We start from the raw sequence: 21,820 nt of genomic DNA, 5'->3' as shown, positions 1-21,820 counted from the left end.
ATGCTCAGAGGTAACTGCCCAATGTACTGTCCGGTATATCCTGCCACAGAGAAGAGAGCTGCGCTGTATCGAAGGCGCGGTCTTCCGGGTGTTCGCCAAAGCGGCGGCTGTGTCCGTTGGCGAAAGCTGGCCAGTCGCTCCCCGGGTCGCCGCACTCGGCAAAATTCAGCCACGCCTCGCGCACGGTGTGGCTGAGCTTGTGTGGCTCGGTCTCACCGCCGTAGAGGGATTGCAGCGAGGTTTCGCCGTGGGTGCCGAATACATATCCCAGTTCCACGGCGTGACAGGCACCCAGTAGCGGTTGCGCCGCCAGCGGCTGGGCGAAGTGATAGTGAAAGCGGTCTCCGCCGTGGGCCTGCAGCAGGCGCAGGCCGGGAAGGGTGAATACCATATCGGTGAGCAACAGGTTCCAGGTGCGGCTCCACTCCGGCCAGGGATTGCCGGCCAGGGAGCTGGCCAGCTTGTGGTAGTGCCCCAGCAGCGGGTCGAGGTGGTGCCGCGGCAACAGCCATTCCAGGCGCGCGCGTATCTGTTCGCCGTCCAGGGTAAAGGTTTCCGGCGCTATGGCGCTGAACAGATTCCACTCATCCAGGTTGCTGCCCAGCAACAGCGATACCTCTGCGCCGCTGCCGTCCCGCAGCGCAGTCATGGGTTCAGTGTGCAGCAGTTCGCCGTCCAGCACCGGCTTAAACGGCAACTGGCCCCATTTCTGCTCCAGGTGCGGATCCGACAGTATTGCCTGCTGGGCACGCAGCAGCGTGCGGGTGTCCGCGCGATGCGGCGATTCACCGAGATGTTCGACAAATGCCTGTGCCAGGCTGTTGGCTCTGTTGCGGGAGTGCAACGCACAGGGGTTGCCACTCTGCACTATGGCCCGGCGGAACAGGCGGTGGCAGCGGGGCGAAGTCAGCAGGGTGGCGATACTCATCGCGCCAGCGGATTCACCGAACAGGGTGATATTGTCCGAATCGCCGCCGAAGGCGGAAATATTTTTTCGAACCCACTCCAGCGCCGCCACCTGATCCAGCAGACCTTCGTTGCCGCTGGAGGGAATGTCGCTGATATCCGCAAGGCGCAGAAACCCCAGTGCGCCCAGGCGGTAATTGAAGGTCACCACTACAGCGCGACCGCTGGCGGCCAAGTAGCAGCCGTTGTACACCTCTTGGGAACCGGAGCCGATATAGAAGGAGCCGCCGTGTATCCAGAGCATCACCGGCAGTTTTTTATCGCGCCGGCCCGGCGGGGCGTAGATGTTCAGGTAGAGGCAGTCCTCGCTGTCCGCCGTCTCTCCGTTGGGGCCGCGAACCTCGATCAGCCCGGAGGGATTCTGTGCCGCCGGCATACCGAAGGCGGTGGCGCGCAGCGGGGACTGCCAGGGCGGCAGCGATTGTGGCGGCTGCCAGCGCAGCTCGCCGGTGGGTGACGCGGCATAGGGAATGCCGAGGAAACAGTGAACACCCGTCTTCCCGTCCACCGCGCCGATCAGGGGACCGGCGGGTGCGTCCAGTATCTGAGTCTCCTCTCGCACGTTGCGATGAATTTCATGGCGAATATTGGCGTCGCTGGTCATGGGCCGGTCCCTGCTCCTGTTCCTTCCTGGACAATTTCAGTATAGCTGGCAGGTTTTTTTATCTACTGTCCGCGGCCGGAGAAAAAATATTGAAAGTTCCACTTGCAAACATCCGGCGCTCGGATAGTATTAACGTCATAGTGTCAAGTAGCGACAGTTTCCGATGAACACGCAATCTCTCCATTACCTACCGCGCCTGCGCTCCGCCCTGCAGCATTTGCTGCCGGTCGCTGTGCGCCTGTGGTGTGGAGTCGGTGTTCGCAAAATCCGCTCCATGTATAAGCGCCCGGTGACCGCAGTGATCACCTAGCACACCCGACAGAGCTTCAGGCGATGGAAGGTGTAAAAGCCTTCCTCCCAAGAGAAAACCCGGAAGGCTTACCTTCCGGGTTTTTTTTTGCGGCATTTTGTCTCTGAACAGGTTCCAAAAAAGTAATTACTTACCCCTGTAGGAGCCTGCTTGCAGGCGAACAAGAACGGAACGCCGTAGCCGTTCGCCTGCAAGCAGGCTCCTACAAGGTGGTTCCGCTGAATCAATGCGGGTTCCCTAGGGGTGAGTAGTTACCCAAAAAGAAGTCCAAGGAGTAAAAGATGGATAGGCAGTGGTGGCAGCGCCTGCACGGTTTTCCGCCGTTGGTCTGGATTGTTTTGGTCGGCAGTTTCTTCGGCCGCGGAACCTATTTTATGGTGTGGCCGTTTCTGGCCATTCTGCTGTATGAGAAATTCCAGCTGGGAGCCGCGGAGATCGGGCTGATTCTCAGTGCCTCCGCGGTGGGTGCGGCTCTGCTGGGTTTTTATGTGGGGGCACTGTCCGACCGCTACGGCCGGCGCAATGTCCTGCTGGCGGGCACCGCGATCAATTTTCTCGCCTTTGCCCTGCTGGCGGTGGCCCAGGCACTGCCGGCTTTTATTCTGGCAATGACATTCTGCTCCATCGGTCGCGCTGTTTGGGAGCCGCCGGCCAGTGCACTGATCGGTGACCTGGTTCGGGACAAACAGAGCCGCGAGTTGGCGCTGCAATTCCGCTATTTCCTGATCAACGTGGGTGCGGCCCTGGGGCCGATTATCGGTGTCTGGGCCGGGCTCAGTGCCCAGCAGTCCACCTTCGGGCTCACCGCGCTCAGCTACCTGCTGTTGAGCCTGGCGTTTTTGTGGGGATTTGCCCGCACGGAAACCGGACGTCTGGCGCACAGACGGCGGGATATGAGCGCGAATTTCCGCGGTACCCTCGCGGTGCTGAGAAAAGACCATGTATTTCTGGTGGTGATTGTGGCCAATGTGCTGACGCTGTTTATCTATGCGCATATGGATTCCAGCTTGGTGCAGTACCTGACCCGGGCGCAGGCGCCCAATTTAGTACAGCTGATTTCCAGTATGATCCTGGTGAATGCGCTCACTATCGTGCTATTACAGTTTCCGCTGCTGCAGTTGATGCGCAATATCGAGATAAAAGGGCGGATTGTGATCGGGCTGGGCGTACTGGCCGCCGGGCAGGTGTGGTTTGCACTCAATCCCGTGCACTGGTTTGCCGGGTGGATGGGAGCCACTTTTGTGGTGAGTTTGGCGGAGGCGGTGCTGTTCCCCACCATGAGTGTGCAGATAGACCGCCTTGCGCCGGACCACCTGCGCGGCAGCTACTTCGGGGCCTCGTCCTTTTACTCCCTGGGCTGGTCTGCGGCGCCGCTGGTGGGCGGCATAGTGATCGAGTGGTGGAGCGGGCCGGCGCTCTACTGGTTGATGTGCGGCCTTTGTGGCCTGGTGTTTCTGCTCTACCGCCTGACTGAGCGCCTCTCCAGGCCGCGGTGGCACGATGTGGAGGATCAAGCGGAAATTGGTGAGGGTGTGGCCCAGCCGCAGTAAAGGAACCCTTGAAAGGAACCTTTGAAAGAAACCCCTGTTCTTGGCCCCTCGCGGGGCCTTTTTTATAGAAGCGGTTCAGAGGTTCCTTAAATTTGAGTCATCAGTTCCCGGCTGTGGCAGATCTGTGCGTACTCGCCCTGTAGATTGCTGAGAAAAATTTCCTGTAACTGCTCTGCTTCAATCAGCGTGCCGTCGCGCAACGGCGTAGCAAAGGTGGCCGTGGTGTCTTCCGGCAAATAAATGCGGTAGCCCAGTGCCGCACCCACCTTGACGGTGGCGTCCACCGAGTGGTTGATTACCACACCGGTCACTACCAGTTCGCTCGCTGCCAACTGTGTGAGGGTGTCGTGCAGCTCCGTGCCGATAAAGGCACAATTCTCCCGTTTTGTTACCACCACTTCACCGGCTTCGGGTGCCACTTCCGGCTTGAATGCAAAGTACGGACTGTCGGCGTGGTAGGGGGATTCGGGAAAACGGGAGGAGTGGCGGATATGAATAATCGGCCGGCTTTGTGCCCGCCAGTATCGCAGCAGTGCGGCGATATGCTCCTCCGCTTGAGGGTTGCTGCGCAGGTGAGGGGAGAAGTGATCGATGGCCAACTGTACATCGACCACCAGCAGTGCCGGGTTATCGGTTTGCAGCATTGCGACACTCTCCCCTCGTTTCCTTAAATTTCAGCGGCCAGCCGCGAGCCCTGGTCGATGGCCCGTTTGGCATCCAGTTCGGCAGCCTCGTCGGCGCCGCCGATCAGATGGACTTTGGCTGCTGTGTCCAGCAAGGCATTGTACAGCTCCCGCGCCGGTTCCTGCCCGGCGCAGATCACAATGTTGTCCACTTCCAGCAGCTGCTGCTCATCGGCCACGCGGATATGCAGGCCGCGGTCGTCGATCTTCTCGTATTCGGCGCCGGGAATCATCTGCACTTCGCGGTGTTTCAGGCTGGTGCGGTGAATCCAGCCGGTGGTCTTGCCCAGGCCGGCGCCTACTTTGGAGGTCTTGCGTTGCAACAGAACCACCTGGCGCGGGGTGGTGACGGTTGCAGGCATCTTGAGACCGGCGCGGTTTTCCAGTTGGATATCCACGCCCCATTCATCGAAGAACTCCTCTTTGCCGACGGCAATCAGCTCTTCGTCGTTATTCCCCTCGTGCGTCAGGTACTCCGCCACATCGAAGCCGATACCGCCGGCGCCGATAATCGCCACCTTTTCACCCACCGGCTTTTTGTGTTTCAGCACGTCCAGATAACTGAGCACTTTTTCGTGCTCGATCCCGGGGATGGGCGGGGTGCGCGGAGCGATGCCAGTGGCGATAATCACTTCGTCAAATGCCTGCAGGTCGTCCGCAGTAGCCCGGCAGTTGAGTTTGACGGTTACGCCGGTAAGTTCCAGTTTGCGTTTGAAATAGCGCAGGGTTTCCTGGAATTCCGCCTTGCCGGGAATCCGCTTGGCGATATTGAACTGGCCGCCGATTTTGTCTTCGGCCTCGAACAGTGTGACCTTGTGCCCGCGTTCGGCGGCCACGGTTGCGGCGGCGAGGCCGGCGGGACCGGCGCCCACTACGGCAATCTTCTTCGGATGGACTGTGGGCAGGTAATTCAGTTCGGTTTCGTGGCAGGCGCGCGGGTTGACCAGGCAGGAGGTGAGTTTCAACTCGAAGGTGTGATCCAGGCAGGCCTGGTTGCAGCCGATGCAGGTGTTGATCTCATCCGCGCGGTTTTCCGCCGCCTTGTTGACGAATTCCGCATCCGCCAGGAAGGGCCGCGCCATGGAAATCATATCCGCGTGGCCGGTAGCCAGTACGGTTTCGGCCACTTGGGGCATATTGATGCGGTTGCTGGTAATTACCGGAATATTCAGGTGTTGCTTTACCTTGGCGGTGATTTCGCTAAAGGCGGCGCGGGGTACGCTGGTGGCGATGGTGGGAATGCGGGCCTCGTGCCAGCCAATACCGGTGTTGATAATGGTCGTGCCCGCTTTCTCGATGGCCTTGCCGAGGGTGACCACTTCCTCGAAGTTGCTGCCGCCCTCCACCAGGTCGAGCATGGACAGACGATAGATAATGATAAAGTCGGGCCCCAGCGCTTCCCGGGTGCGCCGTACGATTTCGATCGGCAGGCGGATGCGGTTTTCGAAGCTGCCGCCCCATTCGTCGGTGCGCTTATTGGTGCGCGAGACGATAAACTGGTTAATGAAATAACCTTCCGATCCCATGATCTCCACGCCGTCATAGCCTGCCTCGCGGGCCAGGGTGGCGCAGCGTACATAGTCGTCGATCTGGCCTTCGATTTCCCCACCGCTCAATTCGCGGGGCGTAAAGGGATTAATTGGTGCCTGGACCGCCGAGGGCGCCACTTGGTTGGGGTTGTAGGCATAGCGGCCGGCGTGGAGTATCTGCATGCAGATGACGCCGCCTTCGGCGTGCACCGCATCGGTGATTTCCCGGTGCTGCTGCGCCTCTTCAGTGGTGGTCATCTTGGCCGCGCCCATGGCCACGCAGCCCTCCTCGTTGGGGCCGATCCCACCGGTCACCATCAGGCCCACGCCACCGCGCGCGCGTTCGGCATAGAAGGCCGCCAGCCGCGAAAAGCCGCCTGGGTGCTCCTCCAGGTTGGTGTGCATCGAGCCCATCAGTACCCGGTTTTTCAAAGTGGTGAAACCCAGGTCCAGTGGGGCCAGCAGGTGGGGATAGGCGATGGACATGGCGGTTCTCTCTTTCTTTAGTCACGACCGGAAAGGTATATGCAACTCTTTGCATATTGATGCGACGGAGAATAGCAGGGGGGAATAGTGAGCGGCAGTGACCGATCCGGCCGAAATCAGTGATCAATCTCCGGCCGCAGCGGTGCTTCCTCACGGGACAAACAAATCCATCAACTGCCCCCGAAGCCATTTGTTCGCCGGGTCTTCATGCTGGTTCTTGTGCCACAGCAGGTGCCAGTCCATCTGCGGAATCTGAAACGGCAGCTCGAACAGCCGCGCCGGATACTGCTCGGCGAGGCTGGCCGGTACCGTGAGCGCCAGGTCGGTGCGCATTACCACCAGCGGCGCCACCCGGTAGTGCTGTACCCGCAGTTTGATACTGCGGCGGCGCCCCAGCTTGTTCAGGGCGATATCCACCAGCCCCGGCCCACTGCGGCGGCTGGAGACGTGGATATGCTCCAGTTTCAGGTACTGATCCAGGGTTAGGCTGGTCTGATCTGCGAGCGGGTGGTCGGTGCGCAGTATGCACAGGTAGCGATCGTTGACCAGGCGCTGCTGATGCAGCTGGGTGGCGGAGACCAAAGGGATATCCAGGCCGAAATCCAGGGTATTCGCGGCCAGCTCCTTGACCAGTTGGTCCCGGGGTACATAGTAGGATTCCACCGCAATTCCCGGCGCCTGTTGCTGCAGCCGTTCCAGCAGTCGGGGCAGCAGCAGGGTTTCCGCCATGTCGTTCATGGACAGGCGCAGCGTCTTCTCCTCGGTGGCCGGGTCGAACAAACGCTGTTCGCTCAGGCTGCCGCCGAGCAGCGCGAGGGCCTGCCGGACCCTGGGCATGATGCGCTCCGTGAGCGGCGTCGGCTGCATACCGGCGGGGGTGCGGGTGAACAGAGGGTCATCCAGGGTGCGGCGGAGCCGCGCCAGGGCATTGCTGACCGCCGGCTGGGTGATATGCAACTGCTCCCCGGCGCGGGTCAGGTTGCGCTGGCTGTAGATGGCCTCCAACACCAGGAAGAGGTTCATATCCATCTGTTTCAGCTGCACAGCGGTCACCATCATTAATACTATGAATGATTGGATATTCGCATAATAAACTTTGATGATTCAATGCCGGGAGCTACCGTATTAAACCCGTTGGGAGGGAGGAAAACATTGGCAGAGTTCTACACAGTTCGCCACGGCCAGGCCTCGTTTGGCGCTGCCGACTACGACAGATTATCGGACCTCGGCTGGCGCCAGGCCCGTTGGCTGGGGGAGCACTGGCGCGAGGGGGGGCGGTTCGATCGTATTCTCTGCGGCGACCTGCGGCGCCACCGGGAGACGGCACAGGGTATTTGCGAAGGAATGGATCTGGATGTATCGCGAGTGGAGCTGGCGCCCCAGCTGAATGAATTCGATTTTCACAGCGTGACGCGCAGTTACGGCGAGCGCGATCCGCAGTCCGTGCCGGGCGAAGGCGCCGGCCGTTCCGATTATTACCGCTTTCTCAAGAAGGCGATGCTCGCCTGGGCCGAGGGAAAGATCAGCCCGGTGGAGAGCTGGCAGGCGTTCGAGCAGCGCATCGGGGAAGCCTTGAAGCTGATTGGCGACAGCCCGCGGGGTGCGAAAACCCTCGTGGTCAGCTCCGGCGGCGCCATCGCAATGATGGTGCGCCAGGTGCTTGGCGCCCACGCCGAGACGGTGACCAAACTCAATATGCAGATCAAAAACACGGCAGTGAGCCATTTCTTTTGCGGTGCCGGCAGTATCAGCCTGCACAGTTTCAACCATGTACCGCACCTGGAGCGCGAAGGGCGGCGGGAGTTTATTACCTACAGCTGAATAGCGCTGAGTTAAGCGATAACCGTGATGCGAAGGTCCCGCTCTCTTGACCTGGGCCATTTACTTGTAGCCAGCTGGAGTGGATAGCAATGGATTTCGAGTATTCCGACAAGACAAAGCAATTGCTGGAGCACCTCAAGTGCTTTATGCATGACCATGTCTATCCGGCGGAAGCCGTTTTTCATCGACAGTTGCAGGAGGACCGCTGGGGCGAGCCGGCGATACTCGCGGAGCTGAAAATCAAAGCCAGGGAGGCGGGGCTGTGGAATCTGTTTCTGCCCGATTCGAACTCCGGCGCCGGGCTGAGCAACCTGGAGTACGCACCACTGGCGGAAGAGATGGGGCGGGTGCTGTTTTCGTCGGAGGTGTTCAACTGCAGCGCACCGGACACCGGCAATATGGAAGTACTCGCCCGGTACGGCAGTCCGCGGCAGCGGGAACAGTGGCTGAAACCGCTGCTCGCTGGAGAGATCCGTTCCGCCTTCGCCATGACCGAGCCGAAAGTCGCCTCCTCCGATGCCACCAATATTGAAACCTCTATTGTGCGCACCGGCGACGACTATGTGATCAACGGGCACAAATTCTATATCAGCGGCGCCCTCAACCGCCGCTGCAAAATACTGATCGTGATGGGCAAGACCGACCCGGACAATTCCGATCGCCACCGGCAGCAGTCGCAGATACTGGTGCCGGTGGACACTCCCGGCGTCAATATTATTCGCCCGATGACCGTGTTCGGTTACGACGATGCGCCGGAGGGCCACGCGGAAATTGTTTTCGACAATGTGCGCGTACCGGCGGACAACCTGATCCTGGGGGAGGGGCGCGGTTTCGAAATCGCCCAGGGACGTCTGGGCCCGGGTCGCATTCATCACTGTATGCGCCTGATCGGCCAGGCACAGCGGGCGCTGGAAATGATGTGCCGACGCGCGGAGCAGCGGGTGGTATTCGGCCGGCCGATGAGCCGGCAGGGCTCGGTGCGGGAGGATATCGCCAGGTCCGCCTGTGAAATCGAACAGGCGCGCCTGCTTACCCTGAAAGCCGCGGACTGGATGGACCGGTACGGCAACAGGGCGGCCAGGGACCTGATCTCGATGATCAAAATCGTCGCGCCACAGATGGCCTGCAATGTGATCGACCGGGCGATACAGATCCACGGGGCCGCCGGGTTGAGCCAGGACTACAACCTGGCGCAGCACTACAGCTACGCGCGCACCATTCGCCTGGCGGACGGGCCGGACCAGGTGCATATGATGCAGCTGGGGCGCAATCTGGCGGCGCGTTACGGTGCGGAAAGCGATTGAGGGGGAACTCCTATGGCAGAGGAAATGCAATCCGGAAAACATGCGGTTGACCACTTGCCTCTGGAGCGGCTGGAAAAATATCTGACCGATTGTATCGAGGGTTTTCGCGGTCCGCTCGAAGTCAGTAAATTTTCCGGCGGTCAATCCAATCCCACTTTCAAGTTACAGGCGGCATCCGGCACTTATGTGCTGCGTCGACAGCCGCCGGGCAAGTTGCTGAAGTCCGCCCACGCGGTGGACCGCGAATTTCGTGTAATGCGGGCACTGGCCGGCACCGATGTGCCGGTGCCGAGGGTGTTGCATCTGTGCGAGGACAGGGAGCTGATCGGCTCCCTGTTCTATGTGATGGAGTACTGCGAGGGACGCATCTTCTGGAACGCCGCGCTGCCGGATTTGGACGGGGCGGAGCGCGGCGCGATTTACGAGGAGATGAATCGCGTGCTGGCGGCGCTGCACGGTGTGGATGTGGAAACTGTAGGCCTTTCCGATTACGGGCGCCCGGGCAATTATTTCCAGCGCCAGTTCGAGCGCTGGAGTGGACAGTACCGCGCCTCCGAAATCGAAAAAATTGCGGCCATGGACGAACTGATCGACTGGCTGGCGGGTGCGCTGCCGGAAGACGACGGCCGCGTGGCGCTGGTGCACGGCGATTATCGCCTGGACAACATCATATTTGCCCGCGATGAACCGCGCGCTATCGCGGTGCTCGATTGGGAACTCTCCACTCTCGGCCACCCTTTCGCCGATCTGGCCTACCAGTGTATGCAACTTCGCATGCCCGCCGATGGCGACAGGATCTCCGGACTGATGGGAGTGGACCGCCATGGGTTGGGTATTCCCACCGAAGCTGAATATGTGGCCCGCTATTGCGAGCGAATGGGCATCGGGAAAATCGACAATTGGGCCTTCTACTTGGCGTTCAGCTTTTTCCGCCTGGCGGCGATTATCCAGGGCGTGGCCAAGCGGGCCCGGGATGGCAATGCATCGAATAAAAATGCCGCGCGGTTAGGGGCGCTGGTGGAGCCAGTGGCTCGTATGGCACTGAATATAATCGAGAAAGAATACTGAACCGGGTGGGATTTGGTGAAGGGCTTTGGCGGCCCTGCTACCGGTGGCTTTTTGCGGGACACGGGCTGGGCGCCCCCCTAATACGTCCCTGTACGCTCGGCGTCGGCATCCATGCCTCCGACGGTCCCGCAAAAAGCCACCGGCATCAGCGCCTTCCCGTCACGGTTTTGTAGGATGAGCACACTTCGCTTTGCCCTTTCTACAGGAGGGCTCTGAGCGATAGAAATTAAAGAGGATAAATCAATGCCGACCAATCTATTTGACCTGAAAGGAAAAGTCGCCCTGGTAACCGGCGCCAGCCGCGGTATTGGGGAGGCGGTCGCCAGGCTGTTGGCGGAGCAGGGCGCCCATGTTCTGGTGTCCAGCCGCAAGATCGAGGGCTGCCAGGCTGTGGCGGAATCCATAGTGGAGGCCGGCGGCAGCGCCGAGGCGCTGCCCTGCCATATCGGCGATATGGAAGAGATCGGGCGGGTGTTTGCGGATATCCGCGAAAGACACGGCCGGCTGGATATCCTGGTCAACAACGCGGCGACCAACCCCTATTTCGGCCATATTCTCGATACCGACTTGGGGGCCTTCCAGAAAACCGTGGACGTCAATATTCGCGGCTATTTCTTTATGTCGGTAGAGGCGGGCAGGATGATGCGCGAGCAGGGCGGCGGCTGCATCGTCAACACGGCCTCCATCAATGCCCTGCAGCCGGGCGCCGGCCAGGGAATCTACTCGATTACCAAGGCGGCGGTGGTCAATATGACCAAGGCCTTTGCCAAGGAATGCGCCCAGTACAATATCCGTGTGAATGCGCTGCTGCCGGGGCTCACGAAAACCCGGTTCGCCGGCGCGTTGTTCTCCCATGAAGAAATTTACAATACCGCCATCGGCCATATCCCCCTGCACCGCCATGCGGAGCCGGAGGAGATGGCGGGCACTGTGCTCTATCTGGTGTCCGACGCCTCCAGTTATACCACCGGCGAGTGCGTGGTGGTGGACGGCGGGCTGACAGCTTGCGGAGGAATCTGATATGTCCAGGGATCCATTGCTGGATTTTACCGGCAGAGTGGCGCTGATCACCGGAGCGGCCAGCGGTTTCGGCTCGTTGCTGGCGAGAGAACTGGGCCGTCGCGGGGCGCGGCTGGTGCTGGGGGATATCGACGAAGCCGGCCTGGCGCAGACCGCGGATAAATTGGGTGGTGCGGGAATCGAACTGCATGCGCAGCGCTGCGACGTGTCCTCAGAGGAGGACTGTGCGGCACTGGTAGGATTGGCCGTTGAGCGCTTCGGGTGCCTGGACATCGCAGTCAACAATGCCGGTATCGCCCCACCTCTCGCGTTTCTGGACGATGCGGACGAAGAGATGCTGGACCGCCAGCACAGTGTGAATGTAAAGGGGGTTTTCTTCGGCCTCAAGCATCAATTGAAAGCCATGAAGCCGCAGGGCTCCGGTATTATTCTGAATGTCAGTTCCCTGGCCGGCCTCGGCGGCGCGCCGAAGGCCGGTGTTTACTCCGCGGCCAAACACGCGGTGATCGGATTGACCCGCACCGCGGCGGTGGAGAATGCCAGGTACAATATCCGCGTCAACGCCATCTGCCCGTTTTTCACCCTGACGCCGATGGTCACCGGAATAGAGCCCCCTCCGGGTGTGAGCGGTGAGGAGTTGCGGGCTTCGATGGCGAGCGGCTGCCCCATGAAACGCTTGGCGGAGCCTGAGGAAGTGGTCAATGCCATGGTGATGCTCTGCTCACCGTCGCTCAGCTACGTCACCGGTCAGGCGCTGGCGGTGGACGGCGGTGTTTCCGCTTTTTAAGGCGCGGCCTTCTGCGAAGATTCAGTAGCGCCGTATGGAGAAAAAATAATGTCGACGCTGATTCCGCGGGAAAAAATCCGAGACTATATCGGGTACACTACTGAACCCACCGACTGGTTGCTGATCGACCAGCAACGCATTGACGCCTTTGCCGAATGTACTCTGGACCGCCAGTTTATCCACGTGGACCCGGAAGCGGCGAAAATGACACCTTTCGGCGGTACCATTGCCCATGGATTTCTCACCCTGTCACTGCTTTCGTATTTTGCCGGAAAACTGCGAGTGGAAATCGAGAATATGCAGATGGGTGTGAACTACGGTCTGGACAAGGTGCGTTTTATCAATCCGGTCAAGGTCAATAGCAGGGTGCGGGTGCACGCAAAAGTACTCGACATCCTGGAGAAAAATCCCGGCCAGTACCAGCTTAAGCTGGAGGTCACTATGGAAATCGACGGCGGGGATAAGCCGGCACTGGTGGCCGAGTGGTTGTTTATGCAATTCGTATAAGAATTACCGCCATCAGGGAGCGGGAAGCAGGCGGCAGTGGCTGCGGGCCGCTGCTTCCAGGTCCCGGGGGAGTTTTTCCAGGGCGGAGCTGCGCTGTTGGCGCCGCCACTGGTTGCACAGGTTGACGTAATTGCCCGCTTTCACCTCGCTGCGCAGTGCATACCAGGAATCGGTTTTCTCCAACAGGTGGTCGCTGCTCCGTCTCCACTTGGCCATGTGATCGCTCTGGTCCACCGCGTGCCCGTTGGGGGTGAGGGCGCCGAGGTACTGGGCCGGGTGTGCCAGCAGCACGACCACAGCCAGTGCGGCGCAACCGCTGGCGGTCCTGGATAACCAGCGATTGTCTTTTTTCAGCGGTTTGTACCGGCGGGCGTGCTGCAGGATTTTTTCATCCAGGCAATCCGGGGAGATCACCTCCGCCACTGCGTCCCGGTAGTGATTTTCCCACGCGCTCATACCGCCACCTCTTTCGTCCGCCAGGGTTGCCTACGCGATCCGTTCAGGAGCGTTTCGAGTCGCTCTCCGCCGTTGCGATAGTGTTCCCGGCATTTTTTCAGGGAAATTCTTTCGATATCTGCGATGGTGGCCAGCGGCAGCCGGCACTCCATATGCAGCAGTAAAATATTGCGCTCGATTCTCGGCAGGTTTTGCAGCGCGGAGAGCAGTTTGCTGCCCGGCAGGGGTGCTTCCGCAGCCGTATCCTGGTTTTGCTCCGTGGCGTTATGCAACAGTTTGTTTACATGAATAAACAACCAGCTGCGCAGCAGCCGCCCATACAGTTGCGGTGGGCGTTCCAGAATATTTCTCCAGAGCTCCTCCAGCACACCGCCGGCGGCGGCGAGATTCATCTGGCTGCAATAGCGATAGAGACTGTCTTTGTGGCGTGCGTAGAGCAGGCGGAAGGCGCGGATATTGCGCGTGGAGTGGTAGTAGTCGAGCAGTGCTTCATCGCTCAGCTGTTGGAAATGATTCCAGAACACTCAGTCGCGCCTCCTGCGCCGGTTGAGATCCGCTACTTCCTGTGTGATCCGCTCCGGGATTCCCCTGCACCGGGGGCCTTCTCCGCAGGCTCTTTTCCGGAACGGCTTTTTTTCCACCGTCCCAGAAACAGTGCAGCCAAGCCCAGTAATATTTCGTCGACAAATGGCACCAGATCGGGAATAAATAAATCCACCAAAAAAATGACACTGATCCATTTGAACAGCTGCGGGTGCTCCAGGGTTCTGGCGTAGTTCAGAAACCAGCCGACCAGGGCGCTGGGGAGCACTCTCTTCATCGGACAGATCCTTAGCGGGTGCTTTGGTGAGTATAGTTCCGGGGATTTGGAGCCCGGGTTTGCGAAGTGTGCGGCGGCGCCAGATTTGCAGTGGGAATGGGTGCCGATTCAGGCGGACAGGCGCTCCGCACCGGGCAATGGGAGGGGTAGCTGCTCCGGGCCCAACTCGGCGCGCAAATCCCTGAGTTTCACCCCGACCCCCAGCAGGCGGATGGGCTCCGCGCGCTTATCCCAGCACTGTTGCAACAGGTGTTTGAATTCGGTGATGCGGCAGGACTGGCTCGCCCGCTCCTGGGTCATAAGGGAGAAGTCGCCGTATTTCACCTTTACCGCGGCGCCACTGATGCGGTAGCGGTCGTCGAGGTTTTCCAGCCGCTCCAGCAGGCGAATATACAGTTCGGTGAGCTGCTCCTGCCAGTCGGGCAGCGCCACGAGATCCTCGTTGAAAGTGTGTTCCACACTGACGCTTTTGCGCGAGCCGTCGCTGTTCACCGGGCGCTCGTCGATGCCGCGGCAGAGTTCGTAGAGCCGGCGGCCGAATTTGCCGTAGGACTGAACCAGCTCGATCAGCGAGTAATTGCGCAGGTCGGCGCAGGTGCGGATGCCCTGGCGGTGCATCTTCTCCGCGGTCACCCGGCCTACGCCGTGGATCTTGTGCACCGGCAGGCGCAGTACGAACCCGTCCACGGCCTCCGGCAGGATAACCGTGAGGCCGTCCGGTTTTTGCCAGTCGCTGGCGATCTTGGCCAGGAATTTGTTCGGTGCCACTCCGGCGGAGATGGTGATCCCCAGCCCCTCGCGTACCCGCCGGCGTATCTCCTCAGCGATCAGGGTGGCGCTGCCGCGGCAGCGCGCGCTGTCGCTAACGTCCAGGAACGCCTCATCCAGGGACAAAGGTTCTATGGTGTCGCTGTATTCCAGGAAAATATCCCGGATCTGGCCGCTGACCTCCCGATATTTTTTCATGTTGCCGGGTACTACAATCAGATCAGGGCAGAGCTTCTTCGCCTGGGCGCTGGGCATGGCCGAGCGCACGCCAAAGCTGCGCGCCTCGTAGTTGCAGGTGGAGATGACCCCGCGCTTGTCGCTGGCGCCACCCACTGCCAGCGGCCGGCCGCGCAGATTCGGATCGTCGCGCATTTCGACCGATGCGTAGAAGCAGTCGCAGTCGCAGTGGATGATTTTTCGCATGCTGGGATTATATACAGTATTTCGGCCGGGCGGGAAGTGGGTGAGTTTGGGACTGAAGTGAATTCGATGAACGAGCAGGCAGGTGAACCATGAGCCGTATCCCCCTGGTAAAGGACCCCGAAGATGAAGAGGTTCGGGCAGTCTTCGCGGAGATAGAGGATGAACTGGGTTCGGTGCCGGATTTGTTCCGGGCCTATGCCCACCACCCGGCCTTGCTGAAGGCGAACTGGGACAAATTCAAGGCACTGATGTTGCACGGTTGCCTGTCGGCGCAGCTGAAAGAGGGGATCGCCCTGGTGGTCTCCGCCGACAATCGCTGCGACTACTCTATCTACTTCCACAGCATCACCCTGCAGGAACTGGGTGTGGATCCGAAGGAGGTGTTGCGCATCCGTTCCTACCCCGAGCACGTGCATTATCCCCCCGGGGAACACGAACTCTTCGATCTCGCTCGCCACGCCAATATTGCCCCCTACGACCACGGCGAGCGGCTGCTGGATGCGGCGCGGGACGTGGGGGTGAGCAATAAGGAGGTCGTGGAGGCCCTGGGGGTGATGGAGATGACCGCGGGCTTTAACCGCTTCGCGGATATGCTGGGGCTTGAGCACGAGTAGGTAGCGGCGGCCCACTGGGCTGGGCGACACAGGTGAAGCGCAGCCGTTTTCCAGTCCCCTTTGATACCAGGCGTGGCGTTAGGGATACCGCAGTACTATTGCGCCTCCGCCAGCAACTCGGACAGGGTCACGAAGCGGAATCCTCTCTGTCGCAGATTCCCGATCACTACCGGCAGGGCCTGCTGCACCGTTTCCCGGTACCCGTCCATAGGATGCAGCAGGATGATGGAACCGGGGCGCACCTGCTCGAGAATAGCGCTGCTGATTTCTTCCGGCCGCGGCATGGGGCCGTCGAAAGTTTCCGGGGCGATATCCCAGGTGACCGTAGTGATACGGTTATCGGCGAGATAGCGGGGCAGGTTGAACAATTTCTTGCCATAGGGTGGGCGGAAGAGAATCTCACCCCGATAGCCTGTCTGCCGGATCAGCGCCTCGGTTTTTTCCAATTCCTCGGCCACCCGCCGGTAATCGAAAAAGACCATCCGGGAGTGGCTGTAGGAGTGATTGCCCAACTGGTGCCCGGCCTCGACGATCATTTTTGCCTGTTGCGGATTGCGCTCCAGGGACTTGCCCACCAGAAAGAAACTGGCTTTTACCCCCTGCGCGTCCAGTAACCGCAGCAGCTCTTCGGTGGCGCCGGGTTTCGGGCCGTCGTCGAAAGTGAGGGCGACAACTTTTTCCCGCGTATCCACCCGGTGGACGATCTCGCCGAAGGCCTGCCAAGTGACGCTTTTGCTGATCAGATAGAGAGCGACAGCTAGCGCTGATGACAGTATCAGGGCCAGTCCCAGCCATTTGGCCGCCCTGCCGTATCCCGATGTGTTCACGGTTGCTCCTTGCTTTCCTGTTCACCGCCGTCGATTGCGGTGGGAATGATTTTCATTTTGCTTTTGTTCTTGTTGGGCCAAAATGAAAAAAAGCCGTCGGTGACGGCTTTTCAGTGATCGGTTCAGCGCTCCAGCTGGTCCAGTTTGCCCTTTTTGCCGTCCCACTCCCCGGCGTCCGGGAGCGGGTCTTTCTTCTCGGTGATATTGGGCCAGATCTCCGACAGCTCCGCATTCAGCTCGATAAACTCCTGCTGATCCTCCGGTACCTCGTCCTCGGAGAAGATCGCGTTGGCGGGGCACTCGGGCTCGCAGAGGGCGCAGTCGATGCACTCGTCCGGGTGGATCACCAGGAAGTTGGGGCCTTCATAGAAACAGTCCACCGGGCAAACTTCCACACAGTCGGTGTATTTGCACTTGATGCAGTTTTCCCCAATTACGAATGTCATGCTTGTCCCTCGATAATGCCCTGAGTCAATGGAGCAGCGGATTTTAGCAATTACTGGCGCGAAATGTAGAGGCTTTTGAGTCCGATTGGTTGGGTACTTATAACCGTTGAAGGCTGGAAATGTGTCTATGACCTCCCTGTAGGAGCGGCCGCTGGCCGCGATCGTTGGTGGTTTCGATCACGGACCGATCGCGGCCAACGGCCGCTCCTACAAGAGTTTCCGCAGCGCGTAGAGCTTCTCCAGCGCCTGGCGGGGAGTTAGGTCGTCCGGGTCCAGCCCCTCCAAGGCTTCCACCGCCGGATGGGTGGGGGCGCCGAACAGGTCCACCTGTTGGGGCGAACCGGGCGCGGGTGCCGGTTGCGGTACCTTTCCACGGGACTCGCTTGCTGTTTCCCGAGTCCCGTTTTCCAACGCCTCCAGCCGGTGCTTCGCCTCCACCAGCACATCCCCGGGAATCCCCGCCAGTTTAGCCACCTGCAGGCCGTAACTCTTGGACGCCGGACCCTCCTGGATGCGGTGCAGGAAGACGATACCGTCGCCGTGTTCGGTGGCGTCCAAGTGGATATTGGCCGCCTCCGGGCACTGCTCCGGCAGCGCGGTGAGCTCGAAGTAGTGGGTGGCGAACAGAGTGAAGGCGCGCACCTGATCCGCCAGGTAGTGGGCGCAGGCCCAGGCCAGGGACAGGCCGTCGTAGGTGCTGGTACCGCGGCCGATTTCGTCCATCAGCACCAAACTGTGCTCGCTGGCGTTGCGCAATATGTTTGCTGTCTCGGTCATCTCCACCATAAAGGTGGAGCGGCCACCGGCCAGGTCGTCGGCGCTGCCAATGCGGGTGAAGATGCGGTCCAGCAGACCGATGCGCGCGGAGTCCGCCGGCACATAGCTGCCGATATGGGCGAGCAGGGCGATCAGCGCGGTCTGGCGCATATAGGTGGACTTGCCGCCCATATTGGGGCCGGTGATCACCAGCATGCGGCGGTCGTCGCGCAGCTCGATATCGTTGGCGACGAAGGGCTCGTCCAGCACCTGCTCCACTACCGGGTGGCGGCCGGCAGCGATCGCCAGGCCGGGCTCCACACGCAGTTCCGGGCGGCACAGGCGCAAGTTGTCGGCGCGCTCGGCGAGGCAGGCGAGCACGTCGAGTTGGGACACCGCGGCGGCGGCGCCCTGCAGTTCCGCCAGGGACTGGTTGAGTTGGGTGATCAGTTCCTCGTACAGGGCTTTCTCCCGCGCCAGGGCGCGGCTCTTGGCGGAGAGGGCCTTGTCTTCGAACTCCTTCAGCTCCGGGGTGATAAAGCGCTCGGCGTTCTTCAGGGTCTGGCGGCGGATGTAATCGACGGGGGCCTTGTCGCTCTGGCCGCGGCTGATCTCGATAAAGTAGCCGTGCACCCGGTTGTAGCCCACTTTAAGGGTGGGGATGCCGGTGCGCTCCTTTTCCCGGATCTCCAACTGCACCAAATAGTCGCCGGCGTTTTCGCTGATGGAGCGCAGTTCGTCCAGCTCACTATCGTAGCCATCGGCGATCACACCGCCGTCCCGGATCACCACCGGTGGGTTTTCCACCAGGGCGTGGTCCAGCAGTTCCACCGTCTCCGGCCACTCGCCGATCTCCCGCGCCAGCTCCGCGAGCAGAGGGGCATCGGTTTCCGCCAGCTGCCGCTGGATCTCCGGGAACTGCGCCAGGGACAGCCCCAGCCGCGCCAGGTCCCGCGGTCGAGCGGAGCGCAGAGCCAGGCGGCCGAGGATGCGCTCCATATCGCCGACGGGCTTCAGTGCTTCTCGCAGCGGTTCGAAGCGGTAGTCGTCGATCAGTGCGGCAATGGCGCCCTGGCGGTTTTGCAGGGTCTGCAGCCGGCGCAGCGGGTTGTTCAGCCAGCGGCGCAGCAGGCGGCTGCCCATGGCGGTCTTGCAGCTATCGAACACCGACAGCAGGGTGTTTTCATCACCGCCACCCAGGTTCAGGTCGATCTCCAGGTTGCGCCGGGAGGCACCGTCCAGGGCCACGGTATCGTCGCTGCTTTCGGTCTGCAGGCTGCGGATATGAGGCAGCTCCGTGCGCTGGGTATCGCGGGCATACTGCAGCAGGCAGCCCGCGGCAGAGAGGGCCGCATGCAGTTGGCTGCAGCCGAAGGCTTCTAAATTGAGGGTGCCGAACTGCTGGTTCAGCAGGCGCAGGGCGGTTTCCTGTTCGAACTCCCAGGGCGCGCGTCGGCGCAGGCCCGGACGTTTCTCTATTTCCGCGGGCAGCGCCAGGCCTTCGGCCGCCAGCAGCTCCGCCGGGCCGTGTCGCTGCACCTGTTCCGCCAGCGTCTCCAAGCTGTCCACCTCCTGCACCGCGAAGCGCCCGGTGGCCAGGTCCAGCAGGGCCAGGCCGAACTTGTCGGCCAACTGCGCCACCGCCGCCAGCAGATTGTCCCGGCGCTCATTGAGCAGAGCCTCGTCGGTCACCGTGCCGGGGGTGACGATGCGCACCACCTTGCGCTCCACCGGTCCCTTGCTGGTAGCCGGATCGCCGATCTGCTCGCAGATGGCCACGGAAACGCCGGCCTTGATCAGCCGCGCAAGGTAACCCTCCACCGCGTGGTAGGGTACCCCGGCCATGGGAATGGGATCGCCGCCGGACTTGCCGCGGGCGGTGAGAGTCACATCCAGCAGCTCCGCGGCTCGCTTGGCATCGTCGTAAAAGAGTTCATAGAAGTCGCCCATGCGGTAGAACACCAGCTCCTGGGGGTGCTGGGCCTTGATCTTTAGATACTGCTGCATCATGGGAGTGTGCTGAATAGTCGCGGTCTGCGGCATGGAAGGGCTGCTTCTTCTTGTTCAGTTGTGGATGTGAAGGGGCGCTATTGTAGCGGGTCGGGCTGTCGATTAAACCGGGTTTGGGTGGTGACGCTGCCCCAAACCGGCGGAGCAGGGAAGCGATGGCGGAGAAAGGCAATCGGTTGCGAGCTTTCACCTTACCGAGGCCCGCGAGCGACTGCCGGTCATTGCGCGGGTGTCACGCGCCACACGGTGTTCGAAAGGTCGTCAGCGACGATAAGCGCCCCGCGCGGATCAACGGTTACGCCCACCGGCCGGCCACGGGCCTTGCCGTCCGTCAGCAGAAAGCCGGTGACGAAGTCGACCGGCGGACCGGCGGAGCGGCCGTTGCGGAACGGCACGAAGATCACCTTGTAGCCGACGGGTTCCTCGCGGTTCCAACTGCCGTGTTCGCCGACGAACACACCGTCCGCGAATTCGGCGCCCATCGCGGGCGTGGAGAAGTCGAGGCCGAGCGCGGCGACGTGCGATCCCAGGCTGTAGTCTGGAACGATCGCCGAGGCGACCTTTTCCGGGTCCCGCGGCCGGACACGAGGGTCCACGTTCTGGCCCCAGTAGCTGTAGGGCCAGCCGTAGAATCCGCCTTCGCGCACGGAAGTGAGGTAGTCGGGGACCAGGTTGGGGCCGAGTTCGTCGCGCTCGTTCACCACTGCCCACAACCGGTCCGTCCCCGGCTGGATGGCGAGCGCGGTGGGATTGCGCAGGCCCGTCGCATAGGGTTTGTGCGCTCCGGTTTTCACGTCCACCTGCCACACCATTGCCCGATCGACCTCGGCCGCCATTCCGCGCTCGGTAATGTTGCTGTTGGAGCCGATGCCGACGTAGAGAAAACGTCCATCGGGGCTGGCGGTGAGCGCCTTGGTCCAGTGATGGTTGATCTCCGATGGTAGGTCCGTGACCTTGTCCGGCGGCCCGCTGGCCCGGGTCTGGCCGTCCCGGTAATCAAACCGCACCAGTGCGTCCTGGTTGGCGACGTAAAGACTGCCGTCGACCAGTGCGAGCCCGTAAGGCGCGTTGAGGTTCTCGGCGAAGACAGTCTGTTCCTCGTAGGTGCCGTCGCCATCGCTGTCCCGCAGCAAGGTCACCCGGTCGCCGCCCTCGACCTGGGTGTTCCCCTTGGATTTGATGTAACCGGCAATCACGTCTTTCGGTTTCAGGCTCGGCGCTCCGCCGCCCCTGCCTTCTGCCACCAGGATGTCGCCGTTGGGAAGGACCAGGGTTTGGCGCGGGATCTTCAGGCCGGTGGCGATGGCCGCGATCGTGTAGCCCTGCGGCACGGTCGGTCGCTGGTCGCCCCATTCCGCCGGCTTCGGAACGGCCATGCCGGGCAACAATCCGCGCTTTGGGTCCGGGAGCGCCGGGTCGGGGCCGTACTGCTCCGGGTCCGAATTGCCGCCGCCACAGGCGCCCAACAGGGCCGAAAGACCAATGGCCGAAAACACGCTCAAGCGCTTCATACGTCACCCCTTGCGCGGATGCCGGAGAAGCCGGCCCATGTCGCCGCGCCCGCAAGCACGACAACGATCACCGAAAGAGCGAGGCCCGCGGGCATGATCGCCCAGGCGTCCTTGGCATGGACCAGGGCGTTGATGAATCCCAGTATCCAGGTCGCCAGCAGAAGAAGGGCATAGACGAGGGGGAACCGTTCAAGGCGATCGGCGCGGAACAGGTCAATGACGGCCCACACCAGCGCGCAGGCGCCAAACACGAGACCACCGGCGATCAGCCAGGAAGCGAAGTTGATCCATTGGATCTGGTAGCTGAAGGCGTACGCGATGTCGCTCAGCATGGCCCCCAGGAACAGCGGGACCATGCCCGCAAGCAGGAATGCGTGAAGCGGGTGAAGCTCTCTTTGATACCTTCGGTCGACGGTGACAGCCACGGCGGTTTCCTCCTGGTTGTCGCAAAAAAAAGCTTCTCTCATCTGCACAGAGGCGGGCTGAATATAAATTAATAATGTAAACCCGTTAGGCGATAATGCCAATTGATACAGGCTTAGTTGCCCATTGCG

22 protein-coding genes are annotated in these 21,820 nt (G+C 61.1%); 9 read left to right on the top strand and 13 right to left on the bottom strand.

Annotated features, from left to right (window positions below; genetic code table 11):
* Window positions 1–4 precede the first annotated feature (4 nt).
* Entirely contained in the window at window positions 5–1,570 is a 1,566-nt protein-coding gene (locus FHS09_RS12510; RefSeq protein ID WP_183460389.1) for a carboxylesterase/lipase family protein, read from the bottom strand.
* 163 nt (window positions 1,571–1,733) lie between these two features.
* On the opposite strand from FHS09_RS12510, the gene FHS09_RS12505 reads away from it, so the two are divergent.
* Together FHS09_RS12505 and FHS09_RS12500 are read left to right on the top strand one after the other, a co-directional pair.
* Complete coding sequence (locus FHS09_RS12505; RefSeq protein ID WP_183460388.1) at window positions 1,734–1,880, top strand: hypothetical protein; 147 nt, start codon at window positions 1,734–1,736, stop codon at window positions 1,878–1,880.
* A gap of 281 nt (window positions 1,881–2,161) precedes the next feature.
* Window positions 2,162–3,430, top strand: a complete 1,269-nt coding sequence (locus FHS09_RS12500) for an MDR family MFS transporter (RefSeq protein WP_183460387.1) — start codon at window positions 2,162–2,164, stop codon at window positions 3,428–3,430.
* A gap of 86 nt (window positions 3,431–3,516) precedes the next feature.
* Here FHS09_RS12500 and FHS09_RS12495 read toward each other — a convergent pair whose 3' ends face one another.
* The 3 genes from FHS09_RS12495 to FHS09_RS12485 form a co-directional block, all read right to left on the bottom strand.
* Window positions 3,517–4,074 (bottom strand): isochorismatase family protein, encoded by a 558-nt coding sequence (locus FHS09_RS12495; protein WP_183460386.1) that lies wholly within the window; start codon window positions 4,072–4,074, stop codon window positions 3,517–3,519.
* Window positions 4,075–4,097: 23 nt separating this feature from the next.
* A complete protein-coding gene (locus tag FHS09_RS12490; protein ID WP_221191988.1) occupies window positions 4,098–6,128 on the bottom strand; it encodes an NADPH-dependent 2,4-dienoyl-CoA reductase in 2,031 nt (676 codons plus the stop codon).
* 150 nt (window positions 6,129–6,278) lie between these two features.
* The gene (locus FHS09_RS12485) at window positions 6,279–7,172 is read right to left on the bottom strand and encodes a LysR substrate-binding domain-containing protein (RefSeq protein ID WP_183460385.1); all 894 of its coding nucleotides are present in this window, start codon (window positions 7,170–7,172) and stop codon (window positions 6,279–6,281) included.
* Between the two features lie 108 nt (window positions 7,173–7,280).
* Between FHS09_RS12485 and FHS09_RS12480 the strand changes: the two genes are divergently transcribed.
* The 6 genes from FHS09_RS12480 (at window position 7,281) to FHS09_RS12455 (ending at window position 12,635) form a co-directional block, all read left to right on the top strand.
* On the top strand, window positions 7,281–7,949 hold the full coding sequence (locus tag FHS09_RS12480) for a histidine phosphatase family protein (RefSeq protein WP_183460384.1): 669 nt from the start codon (window positions 7,281–7,283) through the stop codon (window positions 7,947–7,949).
* Between the two features lie 89 nt (window positions 7,950–8,038).
* A complete protein-coding gene (locus FHS09_RS12475) occupies window positions 8,039–9,253 on the top strand; it encodes an acyl-CoA dehydrogenase family protein (RefSeq protein ID WP_183460383.1) in 1,215 nt (404 codons plus the stop codon).
* A 24-nt stretch (window positions 9,254–9,277) separates the two neighbouring features.
* Complete coding sequence (locus FHS09_RS12470; RefSeq protein WP_246394966.1) at window positions 9,278–10,321, top strand: phosphotransferase; 1,044 nt, start codon at window positions 9,278–9,280, stop codon at window positions 10,319–10,321.
* 243 nt (window positions 10,322–10,564) lie between these two features.
* Complete coding sequence (locus FHS09_RS12465; protein WP_183460381.1) at window positions 10,565–11,341, top strand: SDR family oxidoreductase; 777 nt, start codon at window positions 10,565–10,567, stop codon at window positions 11,339–11,341.
* 1 nt (window position 11,342) lies between these two features.
* Window positions 11,343–12,128 (top strand): SDR family NAD(P)-dependent oxidoreductase, encoded by a 786-nt coding sequence (locus FHS09_RS12460; protein ID WP_183460380.1) that lies wholly within the window; start codon window positions 11,343–11,345, stop codon window positions 12,126–12,128.
* 48 nt (window positions 12,129–12,176) lie between these two features.
* Entirely contained in the window at window positions 12,177–12,635 is a 459-nt protein-coding gene (locus tag FHS09_RS12455; RefSeq protein ID WP_183460379.1) for a MaoC family dehydratase, read from the top strand.
* Between the two features lie 12 nt (window positions 12,636–12,647).
* Here the strand turns inward: FHS09_RS12455 and FHS09_RS12450 are convergent, their stop codons facing one another.
* From FHS09_RS12450 to dinB, 4 genes are all read right to left on the bottom strand, one after another.
* Window positions 12,648–13,091 (bottom strand): hypothetical protein, encoded by a 444-nt coding sequence (locus FHS09_RS12450; RefSeq protein WP_183460378.1) that lies wholly within the window; start codon window positions 13,089–13,091, stop codon window positions 12,648–12,650.
* Window positions 13,088–13,615, bottom strand: coding sequence for a hypothetical protein (locus tag FHS09_RS12445; RefSeq protein ID WP_183460377.1), 528 nt, complete (start codon window positions 13,613–13,615; stop codon window positions 13,088–13,090). The genes FHS09_RS12450 and FHS09_RS12445 overlap by 4 nt, the downstream gene beginning before the upstream one ends.
* Window positions 13,616–13,647: 32 nt before the next feature.
* Window positions 13,648–13,911 (bottom strand): DUF6116 family protein, encoded by a 264-nt coding sequence (locus FHS09_RS12440; protein ID WP_221191987.1) that lies wholly within the window; start codon window positions 13,909–13,911, stop codon window positions 13,648–13,650.
* 108 nt (window positions 13,912–14,019) lie between these two features.
* Window positions 14,020–15,102 (bottom strand): DNA polymerase IV, encoded by a 1,083-nt coding sequence (gene dinB / locus FHS09_RS12435; RefSeq protein WP_183460376.1) that lies wholly within the window; start codon window positions 15,100–15,102, stop codon window positions 14,020–14,022.
* An 89-nt stretch (window positions 15,103–15,191) separates the two neighbouring features.
* Here dinB and FHS09_RS12430 point away from each other — a divergent pair, with 89 nt between their 5' ends.
* Entirely contained in the window at window positions 15,192–15,716 is a 525-nt protein-coding gene (locus tag FHS09_RS12430; RefSeq protein WP_183460366.1) for a carboxymuconolactone decarboxylase family protein, read from the top strand.
* Window positions 15,717–15,811: 95 nt separating this feature from the next.
* On the opposite strand, the gene FHS09_RS12425 is transcribed toward FHS09_RS12430, so the two are convergent.
* The 5 genes from FHS09_RS12425 to FHS09_RS12405 form a co-directional block, all read right to left on the bottom strand.
* Window positions 15,812–16,543 (bottom strand): polysaccharide deacetylase family protein, encoded by a 732-nt coding sequence (locus tag FHS09_RS12425; RefSeq protein WP_221191986.1) that lies wholly within the window; start codon window positions 16,541–16,543, stop codon window positions 15,812–15,814.
* A gap of 122 nt (window positions 16,544–16,665) precedes the next feature.
* Window positions 16,666–16,989, bottom strand: a complete 324-nt coding sequence (fdxA, locus tag FHS09_RS12420) for a ferredoxin FdxA (protein ID WP_183460365.1) — start codon at window positions 16,987–16,989, stop codon at window positions 16,666–16,668.
* Between the two features lie 207 nt (window positions 16,990–17,196).
* Window positions 17,197–19,788, bottom strand: coding sequence for a DNA mismatch repair protein MutS (mutS, locus tag FHS09_RS12415; RefSeq protein ID WP_246394964.1), 2,592 nt, complete (start codon window positions 19,786–19,788; stop codon window positions 17,197–17,199).
* Window positions 19,789–19,973: 185 nt separating this feature from the next.
* Complete coding sequence (locus FHS09_RS12410; protein WP_183460363.1) at window positions 19,974–21,266, bottom strand: PQQ-dependent sugar dehydrogenase; 1,293 nt, start codon at window positions 21,264–21,266, stop codon at window positions 19,974–19,976.
* Complete coding sequence (locus FHS09_RS12405) at window positions 21,263–21,691, bottom strand: DUF2231 domain-containing protein (protein WP_183460361.1); 429 nt, start codon at window positions 21,689–21,691, stop codon at window positions 21,263–21,265. The genes FHS09_RS12410 and FHS09_RS12405 overlap by 4 nt, the downstream gene beginning before the upstream one ends.
* Window positions 21,692–21,820 lie beyond the last annotated feature (129 nt).

It is taken from the genome of Microbulbifer rhizosphaerae, from assembly GCF_014191725.1.
Classification (GTDB): Bacteria; Pseudomonadota; Gammaproteobacteria; order Pseudomonadales; family Cellvibrionaceae; genus Microbulbifer; species Microbulbifer rhizosphaerae.
This window is presented reverse-complemented; position numbering and strand designations above follow the sequence as displayed.

Coding starts and splice junctions, on each gene's coding strand:
- FHS09_RS12410 (WP_183460363.1), bottom strand. CDS start 21,266: ATGAAGCGCTTGAGCGTGTTTTCGGCCATTGGTCTTTCGGCCCTGTTG.
- FHS09_RS12450 (WP_183460378.1), bottom strand. CDS start 13,091: ATGAGCGCGTGGGAAAATCACTACCGGGACGCAGTGGCGGAGGTGATC.
- FHS09_RS12465 (WP_183460381.1), top strand. CDS start 10,565: ATGCCGACCAATCTATTTGACCTGAAAGGAAAAGTCGCCCTGGTAACC.
- FHS09_RS12510 (WP_183460389.1), bottom strand. CDS start 1,570: ATGACCAGCGACGCCAATATTCGCCATGAAATTCATCGCAACGTGCGA.
- mutS (WP_246394964.1), bottom strand. CDS start 19,788: ATGCCGCAGACCGCGACTATTCAGCACACTCCCATGATGCAGCAGTAT.
- FHS09_RS12475 (WP_183460383.1), top strand. CDS start 8,039: ATGGATTTCGAGTATTCCGACAAGACAAAGCAATTGCTGGAGCACCTC.
- FHS09_RS12490 (WP_221191988.1), bottom strand. CDS start 6,128: ATGTCCATCGCCTATCCCCACCTGCTGGCCCCACTGGACCTGGGTTTC.
- dinB (WP_183460376.1), bottom strand. CDS start 15,102: ATGCGAAAAATCATCCACTGCGACTGCGACTGCTTCTACGCATCGGTC.
- fdxA (WP_183460365.1), bottom strand. CDS start 16,989: ATGACATTCGTAATTGGGGAAAACTGCATCAAGTGCAAATACACCGAC.
- FHS09_RS12500 (WP_183460387.1), top strand. CDS start 2,162: ATGGATAGGCAGTGGTGGCAGCGCCTGCACGGTTTTCCGCCGTTGGTC.
- FHS09_RS12460 (WP_183460380.1), top strand. CDS start 11,343: ATGTCCAGGGATCCATTGCTGGATTTTACCGGCAGAGTGGCGCTGATC.
- FHS09_RS12495 (WP_183460386.1), bottom strand. CDS start 4,074: ATGCTGCAAACCGATAACCCGGCACTGCTGGTGGTCGATGTACAGTTG.
- FHS09_RS12470 (WP_246394966.1), top strand. CDS start 9,278: ATGCAATCCGGAAAACATGCGGTTGACCACTTGCCTCTGGAGCGGCTG.
- FHS09_RS12455 (WP_183460379.1), top strand. CDS start 12,177: ATGTCGACGCTGATTCCGCGGGAAAAAATCCGAGACTATATCGGGTAC.
- FHS09_RS12505 (WP_183460388.1), top strand. CDS start 1,734: ATGAACACGCAATCTCTCCATTACCTACCGCGCCTGCGCTCCGCCCTG.
- FHS09_RS12430 (WP_183460366.1), top strand. CDS start 15,192: ATGAGCCGTATCCCCCTGGTAAAGGACCCCGAAGATGAAGAGGTTCGG.
- FHS09_RS12440 (WP_221191987.1), bottom strand. CDS start 13,911: ATGAAGAGAGTGCTCCCCAGCGCCCTGGTCGGCTGGTTTCTGAACTAC.